The organism is Janthinobacterium agaricidamnosum, from assembly GCF_003667705.1.
Lineage (GTDB): Bacteria > Pseudomonadota > Gammaproteobacteria > Burkholderiales > Burkholderiaceae_D > Janthinobacterium.
Window position 1 is genome coordinate 4383405 of record NZ_CP033019.1, and the last position, 21648, is coordinate 4405052.

Genomic DNA, 21648 nt, shown 5'->3' on the forward strand with positions numbered 1-21648 from the left:
GATGCCCACACCAGCCCCACGAGGAAGAGCGCGAGACCACCTGCAATTTGCGGATCCTTCCAGGAACGGCGCTCAGCGACATGACTCTTCCTTTCGTGATGTGGTCCTGATGCTCTGTGGCCTTATGCTGCGTGCCTTTGGTGCTGTGGCCAGGTGCTGAGCCTGAGCTGGCGGGCTACTTCGCCGCGTCGCGGAAAGGTGTGCGTTGCTGGTATGGCCGGTGAGAAAAGTCTATCCAATCGATTAAGTGTAGGGACGTATGACGCGCAGCGTGGCGTTTCCCCTCATGCGGCACCATAGCAATGCAGATGGCAATGCTAGATCAAATCCATACCTCGCCTGCTCTCGGTCTTGTTTTTCGCGCGGCAGTTGCGCCAGATTGCCACCGGCCATCGTGTAAAAATAGTCCAGAACCTGATTTGGGTCTTCGAGCTTCAGCATAGTGTGATGCCGATGCTCGGGCAGGACGATGGCCACGGCATGCGGCCCGCCTGTCCACAGGCTACGCTCCATTGCGCCCCTTTGCAGTAGCCTGCGGAACAGATTCCATTCGTAGATTGCGACACCATCGATCTGATAAGCGCTGAAAGACGGCAGCGTGTGCACAACGACATAATGCGAGTTCGCGAGAATATGCTGGTCGGTCAGCCTGATATCGCCCAGTGCGCCCTTAATCTTTGCAAGCACGTCCTTTTCCGTAAGTCGTTGGCGCAAGGCGACCAGTCGCTTCACGCCTTTCGTCAGCGGCCAATTCTTGCCGCCCCAATAATTCAATTCATCGCCCAGATCAGCCGTACGGCTATTGCGCTTCCACTTCGCCTGGATGAAAAATATCTGCCGCCGCGCCACCTCGAAAATGATCAGGTCGCAGTCGTACATCTTGCCTTTGCCATTTTCGCTCCGCTTGAATCCGGCCCGCACCACATAATCCGCTGGAGAAACGCGTCGCGTGATGTATTCCGTAATTTCCTTTTCAAATTTTTCGCCGAGGTCACGGGCCTGCTCCCCGCTCAAGGCGGCGGATTTGCAGCAATGGACCGCGTGTCCGAGCCCCGTTTTTCCCAGGCTCAGGCAGCCGCCAGCGTGCACGTAAATGCCGCGATTAGATGGAATAGCAGCGGCGCGATCAGCCAGCACGAGGTTCAGCAGGTCTCGATCAAGTTCAAGTCGCTCACATAGAGCATCGTTCGGTATGACGCCCGCTTCGTCGGCGAGTCGGACAATTTCAAGCAGCGCGAACCAACGACACAGTTCGCGCGCGCCGCTGATCAGTTCCGACGAGGAGGCATCGCGTGCCATATACGTGCCGATAGAGAAGAAACTGTCCAGAAAAGCGTCTTCCAGCGTGTCGAGCAGCTCGGGCCGCAACAGTGTCAGGATGCTGGCGGTGCGGGTCAGGTCGCCATGACGCAGGTGGGTAATAACGTCACGCAGCACCAGCGTCAACGACAGTTGAGACTGCACCTCCATGGTCGTTGTGATCGTCCGGTTGTACAAGATTTCTCCACCGTGCGGCGTGAAGGAAAACGTCACCAGTTGGCGCGTTACCTGCGCTTCCAATATCCCCATCAGCGTCAGGAAGACCACTTCGTGGAAGCTGAATGCACGCACGGCAACCCGGCTGCTGTCAGCGTCGAGCTTGAACCGCTGGTTTGGCTGCTCGCTGCGCTGATGAACGAAGTCGGCGTGATCGCGGACGAGTTCCTCCAGCAGTTCGACCTGTCGGGCGAGCACCAGTTCCGGCACCAGCGGAAGTTGGTCAGGTCCCAACTGCGCGACCTGCTGAAAGACGCGCTCAGCCTGGTGCACCTGCGACAACAATGTTCCACCTCGCCACGTCGGCATTGAGCTTGCCAGCGCCCGATAAACCTGCGCCAGATGCCACCAGCGCACAACTTTCGTCGGTAAAGGGCTTTCTAAAAAAACGGGAAAGTGTCTTCCTTTCCGGCTCTTCCAGCATGGCGGCATCGAGATATATCAGCATGGGCAACAGAAAGCGATGGCATCAGGTCGAATAATGATAAACGAGTTTATGATTGTTGCCACCTGTTGCTTTTGAGAGCGGCCCTATGACCAGCGTCTTTCCAGCTGCAATCGCCAGAGCGCAGCATGCCAAGATTGACTGGGCCCACGAATAACGATGGCCACTTTCGCGAAATGGAGAGCGGAGCCTCCCCGTCCCGAAACACTCGCTCGATGGTCTACTTGAAGACTTGCTCTGCAAAGGCGGCCACGGCCAAAGCAAGCACATCGTCTTGCGAAATGGAAATAGAATTTCATTCTACCCAGGCCGCCCCGACCTCCACAAGCGCGGCTTTTTCACATCCGCACGCAATACCCCGCTCCGCCCGCCGAAAGCGGTAAAATGACGGCCTTGAACCCAAGCTCCGCTCCACTGGCGCGGCTTGGCACGCACAACAGCACCACCCACAGCCCGGCAGGCATGCCTTCCCTGCGGCCGGACCAACGACAAAGAACACATGACCACCGTCCCAAAAGAAATCAACGCCGCCGCGGCAAAGAAGAATTCGGCTGAAAAGCTCACGCCCATGATGCAACAATATATGGGCATCAAGGAAAACCACCCGACGATGCTGGTCTTCTACCGCATGGGCGATTTCTACGAGTTGTTTTTCGAAGATGCGGAAAAAGCGGCGCGCCTGCTGGGCATTACCCTGACGGCGCGCGGCGTGGCCAGCGGCAACCCCATCAAGATGTGCGGCGTGCCGTTTCACTCGCTGGACGGCTACCTGGCCAAGCTGGTCAAGCTGGGCGAGTCGGTGGCCATTTGCGAACAGATCGGCGACCCGGCCACCAGCAAGGGACCCGTCGAGCGCAAGGTCATGCGCGTGGTCACGCCCGGCACCCTGACGGATGCGGACTTGCTGCCGGAAAAGGCCGAGCGCCCGCTGCTGGCCATGTGCAGCATCACGCAGCGCAAGACGGTCACCACGGGCCTGGCCTGGCTGTCGCTGGCCAGCGGCGCCTTGAAACTGATGGAGTTTTCCGGCGACAGCGCCACCGTGGCGGCGCGCCTGCAGCAGGAATTGGAACGCATCGTGCCCGCTGAAATTCTCAGCGGCGACAACGGCAACCTGTTCGACGACTACGCGGGCACGCACATCAACCGCGTGCCGGATTGGCATTTCGATGTGGTGGGCGGCCACAAGGCACTGCTCGATCAATTGGGCGTGGCGACCCTGACGGGCTTTGGCGCCGATGGCCTCGGCGCCGCGTTCGGCGCGGCCGGCGCGCTGCTGCGCTATGCGCAATCGACGCAAGGGCGGGGCTTGCAGCACGTGCGCTCCTTGACGACGGAAACGGAAAGCGAATTCATCGGCCTGGACGCGGCCACGCGCCGCAACCTGGAATTGACGGAAACCATCCGCGGGCAGGAATCGCCGACCTTGTTCTCCCTGCTGGATCATTGCCGCACGGCCATGGGTTCGCGCATGCTGCGCCACTGGCTGCACCATGCGCGGCGCGACCAGAACGTGGCGCGCGCGCGCCATGAAGCGATTGCCGCGCTGGCGCAAAGCGAGGCGGCCGGTCCGCTCGCCGCCACGCTGGCGCAAGTACCCGATATCGAACGCATCACCACACGCATCGCCCTGCTGTCGGCGCGTCCGCGCGACCTGGCCGCCCTGCGCGACGGCCTGCTGCAACTGCCGGCCCTGCGCGGCGACGTGGTCCGTTGTTATGGTCCCGGCCAGGGCGGCGAAACGGGTTTGCTGGCCGCCATCCACGGAGCCCTGGCCACGCCGGCCGCCTGCCTGGACTTGCTGGTGCGCGCCGTGGCGCAGGAACCGGCCGCCATGGTGCGCGACGGCGGCGTGTTCGCCACCGGTTTCGATGCCGAACTGGACGAATTGCGCGCCCTGTCGGAGAACGCGGGCCAGTTCCTGCTCGACCTGGAAACGCGCGAACGGGCCCGCACGGGCATCGCCAACCTGCGCGTCGAATACAACAAGGTGCACGGCTTCTATATCGAAGTCACGCACGGCCAGACGGACAAGGTGCCGGACGACTACCGCCGCCGCCAGACCCTGAAGAACGCCGAGCGCTACATCACGCCCGAACTCAAGGTGTTCGAAGACAAGGCCCTGTCGGCGCAAGACAAGGCCCTCGTACGCGAAAAACTGCTGTACGACCTGCTGCTGGCCGAGCTGGCGCCGTACATCGGCACCCTGCAGACGATTTCGCAAGGCCTGGCCCAGCTCGACACCCTGAACGCGCTGACGGAACACGCGCAGCAGCACAACTGGGCCGCCCCGCAACTGGTCGACGAGCCGTGCATCAACATCGTCGAAGGCCGCCACCCCGTGGTGGAAAAGCAGATCGAACGCTTCATCGCCAACGATTGCCGCCTCGTCAACGAACGCCGCCTGCTCTTGATTACCGGTCCGAACATGGGCGGTAAATCGACGTTCATGCGCCAGGTGGCATTGATCACCCTGCTGGCCTACGTGGGCAGTTACGTGCCGGCCGCATCCGCCACCATCGGCCCCATCGACCGCATCTTCACGCGTATCGGCGCCACCGACGACCTGGCGGGCGGACGCTCGACCTTCATGGTGGAAATGACGGAATCGGCAGCGATTTTGAACGGCGCCACCGAGCATTCGCTGGTGCTGATGGATGAAGTGGGCCGCGGCACTTCGACCTTCGACGGCCTGGCCCTGGCCTGGGCCATCGCGCGCCATCTGATCGACAGCAGCCGCAGTTTCACCCTGTTCGCCACGCACTACTTTGAGCTGACGCAATTGCCGGACAGCCATCCGAGCGCCGCCAACGTGCATCTGTCCGCCGTCGAGCACAAGGACAGCATCGTCTTCCTGCACGCCGTGCAAGCCGGTCCCGCCTCGCAAAGCTACGGCTTGCAGGTGGCGCAGCTGGCCGGCGTGCCGCAGCCCGTGATCAAGGCCGCGCGCAAGCACCTGGCGCGCCTGGAAGCGCAGGCGCTCGACGCCACGCCGCAGCGCGACCTGTTCGCCGCCCCGGCCGCCGATCCGTATGCGCAAGAGGAAGAAGAGGCGGCGGCGCCGCTGGCCGCATTGAACGCGGCGCAGCAAGCCTTGCTCGACGCCATCGCCGACCTCGATCCCGACGCGCTCACGCCGCGCGATGCGCTGGAGCAGCTGTATCAGTTGAAACGGCTGGCCGCCGCATGACGATCCGGCGCGGCACGATCCGCCTGCTGGCCGCCGGCTTGCTGGCCGTCAGCCTGCCATGGCAAGCGGCGCTGGCCGCCCCTGGCGACCAGGCCGGCTTCGAGTTTGCCGTGCTGGGCCATTCCTTCAACGCGGGGCCCGACGATGGCCCCCTGAAAAAAGCCATCGCGGACACCAGCGCTTTCAACGCGTCCTTCGTCGTGGCCACCGGCATCAAGGCCGCCAGCGAATCGTGCAGCGACAAGCTGTACAGCCAACGCAAGGACCTGCTGGACGCCAGCGGCCCGCCGCTGATCGTCTCGCTGTCGGCCAGCGACTGGGCCAACTGCCGCAATTCGCGCGGCCGCATCAACGCCATCGAGCGCCTGAACCGCCTGCGCGACGTGTATTTCGCCGACGACCAGAGCCTGGGCCAGCGCAAGCTGACCCTGTCACGATTGTCATCGACGGCGAAATTCCGCAGCTATGCGGAAAACGCCCACTGGGAATACGGCGGCGTGCTGTTTGCCACCATCAACCTGCCCGCAAATAACAACCATTTCCTGCCAGAAGCCGGCCGCAACAGCGAATTCGAAGACCGGCTGGTCGCCAACCGTTCCTGGCTGCAGCGCCTGTTCGCCATGGCGCAACGAAAGAAACTCGACGGCATCGTGCTGTTTTCCGATGGCGACATGGGCGTGCTCGATGAAGACGACAATTCGCTGCTGCCCAGCTTTAGTTCGAAACAGGATGGTTTTGCCGGACCGCGCAAGCAGGTGCGCACCCTGGCGAAGAAGTTCAGCGGCAAGGTGTTATTGATCGATACGCAGCGCGAAGCCGAAGCGGACGGCAAGGAAGGCAAAAACAAAAAGGCCGCGGCCAGGACGGACGCGCCAAAAATCAGCTGGAAAGGCAACCTGGGCCACGTCAGCATCGACAACGACTGGTCCGCCATTGCCGTACGGCCCGGCAAGACGCCATTCTTTGAGGTACGTCAACGTGCCACCCGCCCATCGGCGCAAGCGAGGGCCAAGGCGTCAACGCTACGTCGTTAATTACAGCGGCACAAACGAACAGGCCGGCATATAGCCGGCCTGGAACAAGCGGTATTAATGAATCGGGTGCGTGCGGAAGTGATCGCCCTCTTCGCCTTCATCATCTTCATCGCCATGGTCATGGCCGTGTGCGCCATGCACGTGGCCATGGGCGATTTCTTCTTCGGTGGCTTCGCGCACGTCAGCGACGGTCAGCGAGAAGCGCAGCGCGATGCCGGCCAGTGGATGGTTGCCATCCAGCACGACTTTGTCGTCGGCGATATCGGTCACGGTGAAGATCATCGCTTCTTCGTCCGGCGAATCGCTTTCCGGCATGCCTTCGAACTGCATGCCCACTTCCAGCGGCTCAGGCAGGCGATTGCGCGGCTCGACCTTGACCAGGGCGGGATCGTATTCACCGAAAGCATCATCCGGTTCGATCTGGATCGTGTTGGAATAGCCAACTTCCTTGCCGTCGAGCTCTTCTTCGATCTTCGGCAGGGTGTTTTCATAATCACCGTGCAGGTAGACCATCGGCTGACGGCCGTCTTCGATCAGATTGTCTTGCGCGTCTGACAGTTTGTAGTTGACAGTCACGACCGTATTTTTGGCAATCTTCATTATGCTTCCTTTCATTGTATAAGCTGGCAAATTATACCTTCACGCCGCCAACGGCAGGCGCATTCCTGCATTTCCGGTTGTTATAATGGGCGCATGAAAAAATTAACTCTCCTCGGCGATATCACGCCGGCGCAATTCCTGCGCGACTACTGGCATAAAAAACCCTTGTTGATCCGTCAAGCCGTGCCTGGCTTCAAGGCGCTGTTCGATGTCAAGGCCCTGGCCGAGCTGGCTGCCCTGGACCACGTCGAATCGCGTCTGGTCAGCCATGCGGATGGACACTGGAACATGCAGCAAGGTCCACTGACCAGCCTGCCCTCGCTCAAACAGAAGGAATGGACCCTGCTGGTGCAGGGCGCCAACTTGCACAGCGCCAAGGCCGACGCCCTGCTGCGCCAGTTCCGCTTCCTGCCCGACGCGCGCCTGGACGACCTGATGGTCAGCTTCGCCACCGATGGCGGCGGCGTGGGCCCGCATTTCGATTCCTATGACGTATTCCTTCTGCAAGGCCAGGGCAAGCGCCACTGGCGCATCGGTGCGCAGAAGGACCTGAGCCTCATCGACGGCTTGCCGCTGAAAATCCTCAGCAACTTCACGCCCGACGAAGAATTCACGCTGGAACCGGGCGACATGCTGTATTTGCCGCCCCACTACGCGCACGACGGCGTGGCCATCGGCGACTGCCAGACGTATTCGATCGGTTTCCGCTCGCCATCGTTCCAGGAACTGGGCGAAGCTTTCCTGCAATTCATGGCCGATTCGATCGACTTGCCGGGCATTTACAGCGATCCCGACCTGAAAGCGTCGGGCAAGCCGGCGGAAATCCCCCGTGAAATGCTCAGCACCATCGCGGAAGAAATGAACAAGGTGCGCTTCACGGAAGAAGACGTGACCATTTTCCTGGGCGAACACCTGTCGGAACCGAAGCACAATGTGTTTTTCACGCCGCTGTCCAAGCCGCTGACGGTGGGCCGCTTCGCGGACGCCGCGCAGAAAAAGGGTGTCGTGTTGTCGCGCAAGACGCTGATGCTGTATCGTGGCAAGAATGTCTTCATCAATGGCGAATCGTTTGCCATTGGCAAGGCCGACAAAACGGCCCTGGAAACCTTGGCCAACGAACGCGCCCTCGATGGCGCCGCCGTGGCACAGGCGTCCGATGACGTGATGGATGCTTTGTATACCTGGTATCAGGATGGCTGGATCGAACTGGCTTGAATGAGCGTGTCGTAGCAAAGTGGTATTACAGTAGGTAAAATAACAGCTTCTGCGCCAGCGCAATGAAACATATTATTTTTATATCGTTTTGTCGCGCTTTCGCAAATCGCTTACACTTGCTTGCAATTTGCTTCGGCAAATATTGCGATATCACAAAATAGTTGCGAATTTGCCTCTTGCTCCTATTGCGACGCACCAAAAATCGCTATAATATTCGGTTAGGAAGTTTCCGTTGTCTGGCAGGCACCACCTGGTACGAAAAGCCTTCGAAGACGACCTAACGAGCGATAATTACCGGTAATTATTCATCGCAACAATATTGATTTATTTTTTGAAATAATTAAGGAAAACAAATGAAAAAATCCCTGCTGATCGCCTCCCTGATGGTTGTTGCTCTGGCTGCTTGCAGCAAAAAAGAAGAAGCTCCTGCACCAGCACCAGTAGTTGAAACCCCAGCACCAGCACCAGCAGTTGAAGCTGCTCCAGCTGCTGCTGCTGACGCTGCTGCTTCGGCCGCTACCGACGCTGCTGCTGCTGCTTCGAGCGCTGCTTCGGCCGCTTCGGACGCTGCTGCTGCCGCTTCGGCTGCTGCATCGGCTGCTAAGTAATTAGCACCCAGCACTAGAGAAAGCCGGCCTTAGGGCCGGCTTTTTTGTTGGGTAAACGCCCAACCAAACCTACTGCGCGCGGCGCTTTGCGGCCTGCGATGCTCACCGTACTAAAGTACGGTTGCGCTTCTTAGCCACAAATCACTGGCGCTCGCTACGGTTTTGTTGGGCGTTGCTACGTCCAAGTGCATTCACAATTAAAAAAGGCTGACCCGGTTTCCCGGGCCAGCCTTTTTAATGCGCGGCAGGTTCTGATGCCTGCCGCGAATGTAGCGCTTATTTCAACTGATCATTCAGCAGACCCAGGATCTTCTCGGCCACCGGCGAGGTATCGGGTTTGCCTTCGTTGCTGAGGACGCTGACCAAGCTGGTCGAGCCAGTGCCGGCCTTGACCAGGACGCGGTAGCGCTGCGCTTCCTTGTCCTTGTCGGACGACGAGCCCCAGCTGAACAGCTTCGAGAAGAAGCCATCTTTCTTGACCGCGTCCGGATCGACGTAACGCACGAAATACGTGCCTTGCGTGCGGTCGCGGTCTTCCACGGTGAAGCCGACGCGGTCCAGCGCCAGGCCGACACGGCGCCAGGCGCGGTCGAAACCCTCATCGACTTCGATGGCGCGCGCCGGCGTGGCGGCATCGCCCACCAGCTTGGCGTGCTGCGGCTGCACAATCGCGGCATCGACGGACGTCTTCGCTTGTGCTTCGTCGCTGGCCGCGCCCAGGCGCGTCATCAGCTTGGCCAGGAATTGCGCTTCCAGGCCCGGATCGTTCGGGCGAGCGGTCCAGGTGGTGGTTTCCTTGTCGCGGCCGGTGACAACCTCTTCCACGCCGCGGTGGCTGATGTAGATCTCGGTCGAACCGTCGGCCAGGCGCTCCACGCGGGTACGGAACTTGTCTTTTTCACCGGTCGAGTACAGCGAATCGAAGGCCTTGCCGATGGTGCTGCGGATAAAGTCTTGCGGCACCTTGGCGCGGTTTTCGTTCCACTCGGTTTCCATGATGCCAGCCGTCGGCTGGTCGACGGCAATGGTAAAGCCCGAATCTTCCCAGAATTGCTTGAGCTGCGGCCACAGCACCTCGGGCGACTGCTTGACGACCAGCCAGCGCTGGTTGCCCGCACGCTCGACCTTCACGCCGCCTGCCGTGACCGGCACCACGCCGACCACGCCGTCGGCGCCCACAACGACCGGGGTACCGGCCGTGGCGTTGCGCTGCGCGTTGTAGCCGGACGCCGTGGCCACGCCGTTTTTCGCATCCGGCAAGGAGTAGCGGTTGTCCTGCTGCAATTGCGTCAGGTCAGGCGGCACGTCCAGGGTGCCGGCTTTCTTGACCGACTTGTAGTCGACCTTGTCGCCGCCGACTACCGAACTGATCATGCCGCAGCCCGCGAGGCTGGCTGCGACGGCGCCGATGACGATGCCGCGGACGGCGATGGTGGCAGGCGCCGATTGGTTTTTCTTGCAATTAGTCATGTCGTAACTGGATAAGAAGCTAAGTAGCAGCTGGAATCAGGGAAGGTCCGGACTGGTCAAGTCCGGGCTTGAAGTTCGGCCTTAAGACAGGACGCCGGCGTCACGCAAGGCATCGCGCACGGTGGCATGGCAGTTTTCAGCCAGCGGCACCAGTGGCAAGCGTATGCCGGCAGGCATCAGGCCCATTTCGGCCATCGCCCATTTGACGGGCACCGGGTTGGGCTCGACAAACAATTTCTGGTGCAGAGGGAAAACTTTGTTATTGATGGCAATCGCCTTGGCACGCTCGCCCGCCATGGCCGCGACGCACAGTTCGTGCATGGCGCGCGGCGCGACGTTGGCCGTCACGGAAATGTTGCCGTGACCGCCGCAGAACATCAGCGCCATGGCCGTCGGATCGTCGCCCGAGTACACGGCGAAGTCGGCCGGCACCAGGCGCAGCAGGTCGATGCCGCGGCCGATATTGCCGGTCGCATCTTTCACGCCGACGATATTCGGGATGGCGGACAGGCGCACGATCGTTTCGTTGCTCATGTCGGCAACCGTGCGGCCAGGCACGTTGTACAGGATGACGGGGATGTCGACGGCTTCGGCGATGGCCTTGAAGTGCTGGTACATGCCTTCCTGGGTAGGACGGTTGTAGTACGGCACCACTTGCAAGACAGCATCGGCGCCCGCTTCTTTCGCGTAACGCGTCAGTTTGATGGCCTCGGCCGTGGAGTTGCCTCCGGCACCGGCGATGATAGGAATGCGTCCCTTGGCATGTTCGACGGTCAACTGGATCAGTTCGCAGTGTTCCTCCACGCTGACTGTTGCCGATTCGCCCGTTGTGCCAACGATGACGATGCCGTCCGTACCCTCGGCGATATGCCAGTCGATCAGCTTGCGCAGACCTGGAAAGTCCAGACTGCCGTCTGCGTGCATCGGGGTGACGATTGCTACAATGCTGCCCTTGATCATAGTAAGTTTATAGCGCCGATAAATAAAACAACGATTGTAGCGGATAGCCCGCGCCTGTGGTGCATTCTGACATAGTATGGCCGCTCAAAACGTCGGCAGCAAGGCTGCCAACCGTGGAAAATCCGGCCGGACGGCACAAATTCGTTGCACCAGAGCAGCTTTTGGCTGTTCGACGCGCCCATCTTCATACGCTACCACACGCAAACCCTGCTGCACCGCCCAGGTCAGCATTTCGCCTTCCTTGAGCAGGAATTTCGGATTCGACGGCTTGCCGAACTGCTCATTACCCTCGGCAAACGTTTCATACAGCAGCACGCCATCGGGCGCCAGGCTGGCAATCATGGCTTCCAGCAACGGCCGGTGCAGATAATTGGTGACGACGATGCCGGCAAAGCGGCCGGGAGCGAAGGGCCACACGGCGCCCGGCGCCTCCAGGTCCACCAGCGAGGTGGTGATACCCGTGCCGGCCGCCTTTTCCAGCATTTCCGGATCATGATCGAGCGCAAGCACCGGGTGGCCCAGGCTCACCAGGTGGCGCGCATGGCGGCCTGCGCCGCAGGCCAGGTCCAGCACTTCGCCGCCCGGGATCAGGGGCGCCCAGCGGCGCAGCCAACCGGAAATCGTTTCAGTGTCTACTGTTGGTTCAATTGCTTGCATCGGTACTTCCATCAATTATTTACAACCATCCAGTTGCTTGCATCAAGTCAACAGGGCCGTCAGGGGCGTGACCACGGTGACAAAAATGCCTATGACAAATTCGATCGCCGTCAGCAGGGCGCGGTTCAGGATGCCCGTGTACATCAGCAGCACCAGGGCGCCGAACACATACAGGCTGTAGCGCTCGATGCTGGCGTACGGGCGCGCCAGCTGCATCGGCAGCAAGCCCGTCATGATGCGTCCGCCATCGAGCGGCGGCACGGGAATCAGGTTAAAGACGAACATGGCCGCATTGACGCTGACGCCGGCGCCCGCCATCTTGCGGAAAAACATGCCCATTTCCGTCGGCGGCAGCACGCTGAGCACGACAAAGGCGATCATCCAGCCCAGGCCCATGACGAAATTGGCGCCAGGCCCGGCAAACGCCACCCAGGCCATCTGTTTCTTCGGATTGCGCAGGCGGCTGAAATCGACGGGCACCGGCTTGGCATAGCCGAACGGTACCTGGATCGTGAAATACAGTATCAACGGCAGCAGGATCGTGCCGAAAGGATCGATATGCCGGATCGGATTGAGGCTCAGCCTGCCCTCGTTCGAGGCCGTGGGGTCGCCGAAATAGCGGGCGGCGTAGCCATGCGCCGCCTCATGCAGGGAAATGGCAAACAGCACCGGCACCAGGTACACCGCAACGGTCTGGACTATCGTATTGAAATCGCTCATGACCGCGATTCTACCAGAGGCGTCCCAGGCCCTTTCTTACGTTGTCATTAAGAACAAATGAAGAGCTGCGCCGCAACAGGTGGGCAATGCCCCTCTACAAGCCCAGCACGGCAGGGTCGCCGCGTCCCACGCGCACCACTTCCGGCTCTGGCCCCGTCAGGTCGATCACGGTGCTGGGGCCGTGCGCGCAGACGCCGCCGTCGATGATCAGGTCGACCAGTTTTTCCAGGCGTTCGCGGATGGTGTCGGCATCCGTCAGGCTCTCCTCGTCGCCGGGCAGGGTCAATGTCGCACCCAGCAGCGGCTGGCCCAGCTCTTCCAGCAGGCATTGCACGATGCGGTGCTGCGGCACGCGCAGGCCGATGGTCTTGCGCGAAGGATGGCTGAGGCGGCGCGGCACTTCCTTGGTCGCTTCCAGGATGAAGGTGTAGGCGCCCGGCGTGGCCGCCTTGAGCAGGCGGAACTGGCGGTTGTCGACTCTGGCATACACGCCCAGCTCGCTCAAGTCGCGGCACAGCAAGGTCAGATGGTGCTTTTCATCCACGCCACGGATGCGGCGCAGGCGCTCGACGGCGCCCTTGTCGTCGAGCTGGCACACCAGCGCGTAGCAGGAATCGGTGGGCAAGGCCACGACGCCGCCGGACTGGATGATCTGGGCCGCCTGCTTGATCAGGCGCAATTGCGGATTCTCAGGGTGAATCTGGAAAAATTGACTCATGTGTAAGCGTTCTGGCGAACCAGCTTGTTAAGTTAGCATTATTGTACGCCGCGCAGCGCGGCGATACGTTGTTCGATGGGCGGATGGGTGGCGAACAGCGCGCCCCAGCCGCCATTGCCGCCGCTGATGCCCAGCGCCTGCATCGATTGCGGCAGTTCGCCCGGCGGCACGCCGCCCAGGCGGGCCAGCGCATGCATCATCGGCGTGGGGCTGCCCAGCAGCTTGGCTGAACCGGCATCGGCGCGGAATTCGCGCTGGCGCGAGAACCAGGCGACGATGATGGAAGCGAGCAAGCCGAAGATCACTTCGCACACCATCACGGTCACAAAGTAACCGATGCCGCGCCCGCCGCCTTCGCGGTTGTTATTTTTCAACAGCACATTGTCGACAAAGAAACCCACTACGCGGGCCATGAAGACGACAAAGGTATTCACCACGCCCTGGATCAGGGTCAAGGTGACCATGTCGCCATTGGCAACGTGGGCGATCTCGTGGCCCAGCACGGCCTCGACTTCATCGCGGTTCATGCTTTGCAGCAAACCGGTGGACACGGCCACCAGCGCCGAATTCTTGAACGCGCCCGTGGCAAACGCATTCGCGTCGCCTTCGTACACGGCCACTTCCGGCATGCCGATGCCGGCCCGCTCGGACAGCGCACGCACGGTATTGACCAGCCACAATTCCGTCGACGAGGTCGGATTGTCGATCACGCGCGCGCCCGTGCTCCACTTGGCCATCGGCTTGCTGATCAACAGGGAAAAGATGGACCCGGTGAAACCCACCACCAGCGAAAACACCAGCAGGCTGCCCAGGTTCAGGGTACTGCCCCGCGCCGGATTGCCCACGCCCAACAAGCTGAGGACGAGCGACAGCACCAGCATCACGGCCAGGTTGGTTGCAATAAAAAGGACGATACGTTTCATGGGCGATGGCTCCAGATGACTATGTATAACAAGAATAACAAAAAGATATGCACGCAAACGCAGATTTCAAGCAGCGACACGACGGCGCATCGGCAGCCAGGAAAATCGTCGCGAGCGGCAGTGATTTGTGGCCGAGAAGCGCAACCGTACTGGAGTACGGTGAGCATCGCCGGCCGCAAAGCGCGCCGCGCAGCAGATTTGCCTGGCTGTCAGCTAAAACCAGTCGTGCCAGATGGGGGTTACGTTGGCAGGCAACGGCGGCAGCATGGCAAAATCCACGCGCGATTCGCCCGGCGCATGGAAATCCGTGCCGCGCGAGGCGAGGAAGCCGTAGGCATTGGCCAGCTGCGCGTATTCCGGATACTGGTCCGGACTGTGGCTGCCCGTGACGACTTCGATGGCCGCGCCGCCGAGTTGCTTGAATTCATCGAACAGCACGCCTTGCGCCATGTCGCTGAAGCGGTAGCGGCCCGGGTGGGCGATAACGGCCACGCCGCCCGCGCCGCGTATCCAGCCCACGGCTTCGGCCAGGGTGGCCCAGCGGTGCTCGACATAGCCCGGCTTGCCTTCCAACAGGTATTTCTTGAACACGTCGGGGATATTCGCGCATTTGCCCATTTCCACGATGTAGCGGGCAAAGTGCGTGCGCGACATCAGGTCCGGGTTGCCGACGAATTTCAAGGCCCCTTCATAGGCGTCGGGGATGCCGGCCAGGTCCAGCTGGCGGGCAATCTCGCGGCCGCGCGCGTCGCGCCCCGAACGCGTCTGGTGCAAGCCCTGCACGAGGCCCGGGTTGTTTTCATCGACTTGCAAGCCCACGATGTGCACGGTTTCGCCGGCCCAGGTGATCGAGATTTCCACGCCGGCCACGAAACGCATGCCCAGGTCCAGCGCGGCCGCGCGCGCGGCGGCCACGCCGGACACTTCATCGTGGTCCGTCAGCGCCCACACATCGACGCCCGCCTTGCGCGCGTGCGCCGCCACGGCGGCCGGTGACAGCACGCCGTCGGAGATATTCGAATGACAATGCAGGTCGACTTTAAGCATGTGAAAACAATACCCTGCACGGGCTCAGCATGGAAGAAGTTTTCATTGTACGCTGCTTGTCAAATCGCGCTGCGGCGTTCCCGACACACATCAGGTCAAAAATGCTTCCACCAGGCGCGCCAGTGCCGCCGGCTGATCATGATGCAGCATGTGGCCCGCGTCCAGCATCATCTCGCAGCGCACATCCTTGATGCAGGCCAAACGCCGGTCGATCTCGATGCGCGCCTGTTCCTTGGGCCCCATCCATTGCCACATATTCGTCTCAATAGCTTCCACCCACAGCACGGGCGCCGTGATGCGGCGCCAGCAGGCCATCACTTCTTCCACCTGGTACAGGATGGGATTGACGCGCTTGTGCTGCGGGTCGCCCAGAATGTCCCATTCGCCCGCTTCGTTCTGCGCCGACCAGTGTTCAGCCAGGAAGGCCGCGCGGTCGTCCGGCAGGCGCGGATTGGTCTTTTGCAGGCGCTCGGCCACGGCGCGCTGCGAAGGATAGCTGCGCATGGCGGGCGGCTCGCGCAATTCGGCTAGCCACTTGGCGTAGCGGCCCGGCGCCTGCTCCGGCTGCGTTGCCATCATGCCGAAGCCTTCCAGGTTGATGAAGCGGCTGATGCGTTCGGGCCGCACGCCCGCGTACAGGCCAGCCACGTTGGCGCCCATGCTGTGACCGAGCAGATTGACGGGTGCTTCCGGCGAATAGTGCAGCAGCATGGCGTCCAGGTCGGCCAGGTAGTCGGGGAACCAGTAGGTATCGGACTGCGTGTAGTCGCTCAGGCCAAAGCCGCGCCAGTCGGGCGCGATCACGTGCCAGTCGCCTTGCAACTCGTCGACGACGAACTGGAACGAGGCGGCCACGTCCATCCAGCCGTGCACCATGAACAGGATGGGCGCGCCTTCGCGGCCCCAGTGGCGCACATGCGTGCGGGCGCCGCGGATGTTGATGAATTCGGAACGGGAAAGTTTCATGGGTTTCATCTGATTGCCTGCCTTGAAAGTGGCGCAGATGGCGCCACATGCTGTGTCTGTAGATAGGTTGGACATAAAAGTACGACCGTTCGATAATTATACCGGATTGACGGTCGGCGCTCGGACTTGTCCTGCAACAGCGTAAAATAGCGCAAAACTTTCGCGTCCGGCCGCGCCCGGCGCTTCCACCACCGCCACAGGCTGACGATGACACTCTACCAATTGGGCGACTATGCGCCGCAGATTGATGCTTCCGCTTTTGTTGCCGACACGGCCAACGTGATCGGCAAGGTGACCCTGGAAGCGAATACGTCCGTATGGTTCGGCGCCACGATTCGCGGCGACAACGAACGCATCACCGTGGGCGCCAACAGCAATGTGCAGGAAGGCGCCGTGCTGCATACGGACCCGGGCTACCCGCTGGACATCGGCCGGAACGTGACCATTGGCCACCAGGCAATGTTGCATGGATGCACGATCGGCGATGGCGCCCTGATCGGCATCCAGGCCGTGATCCTGAACGGCGCGAAGATCGGCAAAAACTGCCTGGTCGGCGCGGGCGCGCTGGTCACGGAAGGCAAGGAATTTCCCGACAATATGCTGATCATCGGCTCACCGGCGAAAGCCGTGCGGGCCCTGACGGCAGACGATATCACCAGGCTACAAGGCAACGCCGTGAACTATGTGCAGCGCGGCCAGCTATTTAATACGCAACTCAAGAAGATTGGATAAGAGAATGACGACTGAAACCACGGGCGCCGTCAGCGCAGCCGTTAGCGGCCAGGATACCCTGCAAAAATTTATTTTCGACAACGCCGCCGTGCGCGGCCAGTTCATCGACGTATCGACCACCTGGCAGGAAGTGGTGTCGCGCCACGCCTATCCGACGGCCGTGAAAAAAGTGCTGGGCGAAATGGTGGCCGCCGCCGCCCTGCTGTCCGCCAACCTGAAATTCAACGGCTCCATCATCATGCAAATCCACGGTGACGGTCCCGTGCGCCTGATGGTGGTCGAATGCGATTCCGACCTGCGCCTGCGCGCCACGGCCAAGCTGGACCCGGACGCCACCATCCCCGACGTGGCCACCGTGCCGCAATTGCTCAACGCCACGGGCAAGGGCCGCTTCATCATCACCCTGGACCCGGCCGACAAGGTGCCGGGCCAGCAGCCGTACCAGGGCATCGTGCCGCTGGACGGCGACGACATGGCCACCGTGATCGAAAACTACATGTTGCGTTCGGAACAGCTCGACACGCGTCTGTGGCTGGCCACGGACGACACCGTCTCGCGCGGCCTGCTGCTGCAAAAACTGCCGCACCATGGCGGCAAGGCCGAGGCGACGCCCGTGTCGGAAGAAGACGCGCTGGACACGTGGAACCGCGCCGTGATGCTGGCATCGACCCTGAAAGAGACGGAAATCCTGTCGACGGACATCGATACCCTGATGCAGCGCTTGTTCTGGGAAGAGACGATCCGCGTCTTCGACCCGCTGCACCCGAGCTTCCATTGCAGCTGCACGCGCGAAAAAGTGGGCAATATGCTCAAGATGCTGGGCGAGGAAGAAGTCAACAGCACCCTGGAAGAAGTGGGGCAAGTGGGCGTGAACTGCGATTTCTGCGGCCAGCATTATGAATTCGACAAGGTCGATTGCGCGCAGCTGTTCATCACGGATGCGCCGGCCGAGGTCTTGATTCCGCCAGCCGCCAGCATCAACTAAGCATTACAGTTTCGCCATGAATCTGCCGCGCCGCCCTTGAGGCGGCGCAATCGTTTCCACTGTCATCGTTCCGTCATCAGTTCGTCATCAGCCCGTCACGCGCCGCCGTTACGCTGCGCAGCTTGTATTACTTCCCACTTTCCACAGGCTGATGATGACCACCCACTTGACGCTGGCCCTGCGCCGCCATTCCTTCCACGTTTTGCTGGGCGCGTGCGCCGCGGGCTTGAGCTTGCCGGCCCTGGCGCAAACGGCCGTGGCCGCCGCCGTGGCATCCGCCACGACCGACATGGCAGCCGCTGCCGCCCCGGCTGCCGACGACAACGTCCCGATGGCCACCGTGGAGATTTCCTCGCGCAAGACGCGCTCCTCGGTTGCCCTGAGCAAGAATGAAATCCAGAAAATCCTGCCCGGCACGAATCCCCTGAAAGCCCTGCAAACCTTGCCAGGCGTCAGCTTCCAGACGGCCGATCCTTGGGGCAACAACGAGCAGAACCTGTCGCTGTTCGTGCATGGCTTTTCCGGCCAGCAACTCGGTTACACCATGGATGGCGTGCCGCTGGGCGACCAGCAGTACGGCAACTACAACGGCCTGTCGCCGCAGCGCGCCGTCATCAGCGAAAACGTGCGCAGCGTCGTGCTGTCCTCGGGTGCGGGCGACCTGGCGACGGCCTCGACCAGCAACCTGGGCGGCACCATCGAAACCTATTCCAGCGATCCGCTGGCCACGCAAGGCGCCAGCCTGCAGCAGACGGTGGGCAGCCACCGCACCTCGCGCACATTTGCCCGCTACGACACGGGCGTTTTCGGCGACGGCAGCAGCGCCTATTTTTCCATCCTGCACCACGAAGCGCGCGCCTGGGATTTCGATGCGCGCCAGGGCGGCGACCAGTTCAATGCCAAATACGTCAACCGCAGCGAGGCGGGCAAGCTGACCCTGTTCTTCAATTACTCGGACAAGATCGAGCCGAACGAAGACAGCACCGTGCACGTGGCGGGCGAAACGAGCGCACCGTACACGCGCCCCTTCCTGTACCCGGACTTCAAGGCGGCCCTGAATTACCTGTCGCCCACGGGCGCGACGCCTGCCGCGGACGGCAACAATTACCGCAATTACTACAGCGATGCGCAGCGCACCGATTACCTGGCCTACGCCAAGTTCGACGCAAACTTGTCCGAAGGCATGACATGGTCCAACCAGGTGTATTACCACAAGGATGACGGCGCCGGCGTGGTGGCCGGCCCCATCGGCGTGGCCGGCTTGCCGGGACTGTTCAGCGTGTACTACCCGAAACAGAACCTGAAACAAGTGTTCGGCAACTCGGGCTACGCCGTGCGCACCACGGAATACGACATCAAGCGCGGCGGCTTCATTTCCACCGTGCGCAAGGAAATCGGCGAGCACCAGCTGGAAGCGGGCCTGTGGCTGGAACAGAACCGCTCGTCCGCCTACCGCCGCTGGTATGCGCTCGACGTCAACAACCCCACCTCGCCGTATGACCGCCCCAGCAATCCCTTGATCACGCAGTACGGCAGCGAGATCGACAACAAGGTGGTGCAACTGCACTTGCAGGATGAATGGCGCATCCGCCCCGATATCGCCCTGCAGGCCGGTTTCAAGTCCAGCCTGCAGTTTGCCGACGGTCAATTCCCCGTGCAGCCAGCCCTGGGCGCCATCGCGGGCGGCTCGACGGCCTTGCCGGTCGGCACCATCAACACGAAAAAATGGTTCCTGCCGCAAGTGGGCGCGCGCTGGGACTTCACGCCGCAAGACCAGCTGTACTTCAATATCCAGAAAAACATGCGCCAGTTCGTCACCTATGGCGGCGGCGGCGCCTCGCCGTGGAGCTTGTCGAGTCAGGCCGCGTTTGATCTGTTCAAGCGCGACGCCAAGCCGGAAACGGCCCTCACCTATGAAGTGGGCGTGCGCGGCAGCCATCCTTTGAGCCTGGGCGCCATCACGGCCATCGATGGCCAGGTCAACGTCTACCACGTCGATTTCAGCAACCGCTTGCTGCAGATCAGCCCCACGCCCGTGATTTCCTCCATCATCGGCGGCAATCCCGTGCTGGCCAACGTGGGCAGCGTGCGCACGGACGGCATCGATATCGCGGGCACCGTGCACTTTGGTAACAATTTTTCGTTCTACAATGCCCTGTCGTACAACCGCTCGCAGTACGCGGACAATTACAACAATGGCGCCGCGCTGGTCTTGACCGCTGGCAAGAACGTACCGGGCTCGCCGGAATGGCTGAACAAGTTCGTGGCTTCCGCCACGTTTGGCGATATTGAGGTGCAACTGACGGGAGACTATGTGGGCAAGCGCTACGCGACGTACACCAACGATTTGTCGGTCCCCAGCTATTTCCTGATGGGCCTGGGCGTGTCGGGCAAGCTGCCGGCCATGGCCGGCTGGCTGAAAAACCCGCGCTGGCGCGTGAACGTCAGCAACCTGGCCAACCGCGAAGGATCGCTGAACGTGGTCGTGGGCGCGGCCGACAAGACGTACAACACCTTCCCCATCGCCCCGCGCCAGGGCTTCCTGACCTTGACGGCGGATTTCTGATGCGCTCACCCATCCTCCCGCAACGGCACTTTTCGCGCCGCAACTTCGTCCAGGCGGCCGTGGGCGGCCTGGCCCTGGCGGCAGCACCGGGCTTTGCCGCCGGCCTGCTGGCCACGCCCCCGAGCCGCCCGCTCGTGTTCGCCCACCGGGGCGCCAGCGCCCTGCGCCCCGAGCATACCCTGGCGTCGTACGCCAAGGCCATCCTCGACGGTGCCGACTACGTCGAGCCGGACCTGGTGGCCACGCGCGACGGCATCCTCGTGGCGCGCCACGAAAGCAACCTGATCGACACCACCGACGTGGCGCGCCGGCCCGAGTTTGCCAGCCGGCGCGGCAAGAAGATGGTCGACGGCGAATGGCACGAAGGCTGGTTCGTTGACGACTTCACCCTGGCCGAACTGAAAACCCTGCGCGCCATCGAACGCTTGCCGAAAGTCCGCACCGGCAACACCTTGTACGATGGACAATTCCAGATCCCCACGTGGGAAGAAATCATCGATTTTGTTGCAGCGCAATCTGCCGCCAGCGGCCGGGTCATCGGCCTCGTGCCGGAGCTGAAAAGCTCGACCTACTTCCGCGATGCGGGCCTGGCGCTGGAAGACCGTTTCCTGTCGACCATGCTGGCGCACGAATACACGCGCCGCGCGCCGATCGAAATCCAGTCCTTCGAAGTGGCGAATCTGAAGTACCTGCGCGAGAAGCTGGGACGGCGCGCCAACGTGCGCCTGATGCAGCTGGTGGTGGGCGGCGACGTGCGTCCGATGGATGTCGTCAAGGCGGGCGGAAAGTTAACGTTTGGACAAATGACCACACCGGCCGGCCTGCGCGACATCGCCGCCTACGCGGACGTGGTGGCGCCGCCAACGCGAGCAATCATCGCGCTGGGCGCCGACCAGCGTCTGGCAAAACCCTCGTCCATCGTCGACGATGCACACCAGGCCGGTTTGCTGCTGCACACGTGGACCTTCCGCCCGGAAAACCGTTTCCTGGCGGCCGACTTCCGCGATGGCAATGGCGAGAATGCGCGCAACGAAGCCGGTTCCGTGGCGGAAATGCGGCGTTACATCGAGACGGGACTGGACGGCTTTTTCAGCGACGATCCCGGTTTGGGACGCATCGCCGCCGGATAAACATTTGGTAACAAATTCTTTTTCAGGGCGTGGCCGGCGGCTACGCCCTTATTATTCGTTTCTTGAATTTCTGAAATTGGAATTTGAAATTAGACATATATCGCCAAGTCCATTATTGTGCAATGCAACAACAGACCATTCATGGA

The 21648-nt window shown here is 61.5% G+C and carries 19 protein-coding genes; 8 read left to right on the plus strand and 11 right to left on the minus strand.

All coding sequences use genetic code 11. The features are described 5' to 3' along the window. Nucleotides 1-243: 243 nt before the first annotated feature. The gene (locus tag D9M09_RS19810; protein ID WP_162995753.1) at nt 244-1818 is read right to left on the minus strand and encodes a hypothetical protein; all 1575 of its coding nucleotides are present in this window, start codon (nt 1816-1818) and stop codon (nt 244-246) included. Beyond that, nucleotides 1796-1984 carry a hypothetical protein gene (locus D9M09_RS29165; RefSeq protein ID WP_162995754.1) on the minus strand — a complete coding sequence of 63 codons (189 nt, stop codon included), beginning with the start codon at nt 1982-1984 and terminating at the stop codon, nt 1796-1798. The genes D9M09_RS19810 and D9M09_RS29165 overlap by 23 nt, the downstream gene beginning before the upstream one ends. 496 nt (nt 1985-2480) lie before the next feature. On the opposite strand from D9M09_RS29165, the gene mutS reads away from it, so the two are divergent. Beyond that, entirely contained in the window at nt 2481-5171 is a 2691-nt protein-coding gene (gene mutS, locus D9M09_RS19815; RefSeq protein ID WP_070311011.1) for a DNA mismatch repair protein MutS, read from the plus strand. Further along, a complete protein-coding gene (locus tag D9M09_RS19820) occupies nt 5168-6205 on the plus strand; it encodes a hypothetical protein (protein ID WP_121670208.1) in 1038 nt (345 codons plus the stop codon). Before mutS ends, D9M09_RS19820 begins: the two co-directional genes overlap by 4 nt. Nucleotides 6206-6259: 54 nt before the next feature. On the opposite strand, the gene D9M09_RS19825 is transcribed toward D9M09_RS19820, so the two are convergent. Next, complete coding sequence (locus tag D9M09_RS19825) at nt 6260-6805, minus strand: FKBP-type peptidyl-prolyl cis-trans isomerase (RefSeq protein ID WP_070221423.1); 546 nt, start codon at nt 6803-6805, stop codon at nt 6260-6262. 93 nt (nt 6806-6898) lie between these two features. Between D9M09_RS19825 and D9M09_RS19830 the strand changes: the two genes are divergently transcribed. Together D9M09_RS19830 and D9M09_RS19835 are read left to right on the plus strand one after the other, a co-directional pair. Then, the gene (locus D9M09_RS19830; protein ID WP_070291793.1) at nt 6899-8020 is read left to right on the plus strand and encodes a cupin domain-containing protein; all 1122 of its coding nucleotides are present in this window, start codon (nt 6899-6901) and stop codon (nt 8018-8020) included. 353 nt (nt 8021-8373) lie between these two features. After that, nucleotides 8374-8628 (plus strand): hypothetical protein, encoded by a 255-nt coding sequence (locus D9M09_RS19835; RefSeq protein ID WP_071650198.1) that lies wholly within the window; start codon nt 8374-8376, stop codon nt 8626-8628. A gap of 276 nt (nt 8629-8904) precedes the next feature. On the opposite strand, the gene bamC is transcribed toward D9M09_RS19835, so the two are convergent. The 8 genes from bamC to D9M09_RS19875 form a co-directional block, all read right to left on the minus strand. Then, a complete protein-coding gene (gene bamC, locus D9M09_RS19840) occupies nt 8905-10098 on the minus strand; it encodes an outer membrane protein assembly factor BamC (RefSeq protein ID WP_070221425.1) in 1194 nt (397 codons plus the stop codon). Between the two features lie 81 nt (nt 10099-10179). After that, nucleotides 10180-11058, minus strand: coding sequence for a 4-hydroxy-tetrahydrodipicolinate synthase (gene dapA, locus D9M09_RS19845; protein ID WP_070221426.1), 879 nt, complete (start codon nt 11056-11058; stop codon nt 10180-10182). Between the two features lie 84 nt (nt 11059-11142). Further along, complete coding sequence (locus tag D9M09_RS19850) at nt 11143-11715, minus strand: class I SAM-dependent methyltransferase (RefSeq protein ID WP_121670209.1); 573 nt, start codon at nt 11713-11715, stop codon at nt 11143-11145. Nucleotides 11716-11757: 42 nt separating this feature from the next. Then, nucleotides 11758-12435, minus strand: a complete 678-nt coding sequence (locus tag D9M09_RS19855; protein ID WP_070221427.1) for a site-2 protease family protein — start codon at nt 12433-12435, stop codon at nt 11758-11760. 94 nt (nt 12436-12529) lie between these two features. Continuing rightward, on the minus strand, nt 12530-13153 hold the full coding sequence (locus tag D9M09_RS19860; RefSeq protein ID WP_070221428.1) for an L-threonylcarbamoyladenylate synthase: 624 nt from the start codon (nt 13151-13153) through the stop codon (nt 12530-12532). A gap of 38 nt (nt 13154-13191) precedes the next feature. Then, on the minus strand, nt 13192-14076 hold the full coding sequence (gene htpX, locus D9M09_RS19865; RefSeq protein WP_070303511.1) for a protease HtpX: 885 nt from the start codon (nt 14074-14076) through the stop codon (nt 13192-13194). A 213-nt stretch (nt 14077-14289) separates the two neighbouring features. Continuing rightward, nucleotides 14290-15123: a 3',5'-nucleoside bisphosphate phosphatase gene (locus tag D9M09_RS19870; RefSeq protein ID WP_121670210.1), complete on the minus strand. Its 834-nt coding sequence runs from the start codon at nt 15121-15123 to the stop codon at nt 14290-14292. Nucleotides 15124-15213: 90 nt separating this feature from the next. Continuing rightward, on the minus strand, nt 15214-16089 hold the full coding sequence (locus tag D9M09_RS19875; protein WP_121671163.1) for an alpha/beta fold hydrolase: 876 nt from the start codon (nt 16087-16089) through the stop codon (nt 15214-15216). Nucleotides 16090-16296: 207 nt separating this feature from the next. Here D9M09_RS19875 and D9M09_RS19880 point away from each other — a divergent pair, with 207 nt between their 5' ends. The 4 genes from D9M09_RS19880 (at nt 16297) to D9M09_RS19895 (ending at nt 21502) form a co-directional block, all read left to right on the plus strand. After that, complete coding sequence (locus D9M09_RS19880; RefSeq protein ID WP_070221433.1) at nt 16297-16821, plus strand: gamma carbonic anhydrase family protein; 525 nt, start codon at nt 16297-16299, stop codon at nt 16819-16821. 4 nt (nt 16822-16825) lie between these two features. Further along, nucleotides 16826-17806 (plus strand): Hsp33 family molecular chaperone HslO, encoded by a 981-nt coding sequence (gene hslO / locus D9M09_RS19885; protein WP_121670211.1) that lies wholly within the window; start codon nt 16826-16828, stop codon nt 17804-17806. A gap of 151 nt (nt 17807-17957) precedes the next feature. After that, on the plus strand, nt 17958-20372 hold the full coding sequence (locus D9M09_RS19890; RefSeq protein ID WP_240453427.1) for a TonB-dependent receptor: 2415 nt from the start codon (nt 17958-17960) through the stop codon (nt 20370-20372). Continuing rightward, nucleotides 20372-21502 (plus strand): glycerophosphodiester phosphodiesterase, encoded by a 1131-nt coding sequence (locus tag D9M09_RS19895; RefSeq protein WP_070291787.1) that lies wholly within the window; start codon nt 20372-20374, stop codon nt 21500-21502. The genes D9M09_RS19890 and D9M09_RS19895 overlap by 1 nt, the downstream gene beginning before the upstream one ends. The last annotated feature ends 146 nt before the right edge of the window (nt 21503-21648 follow it).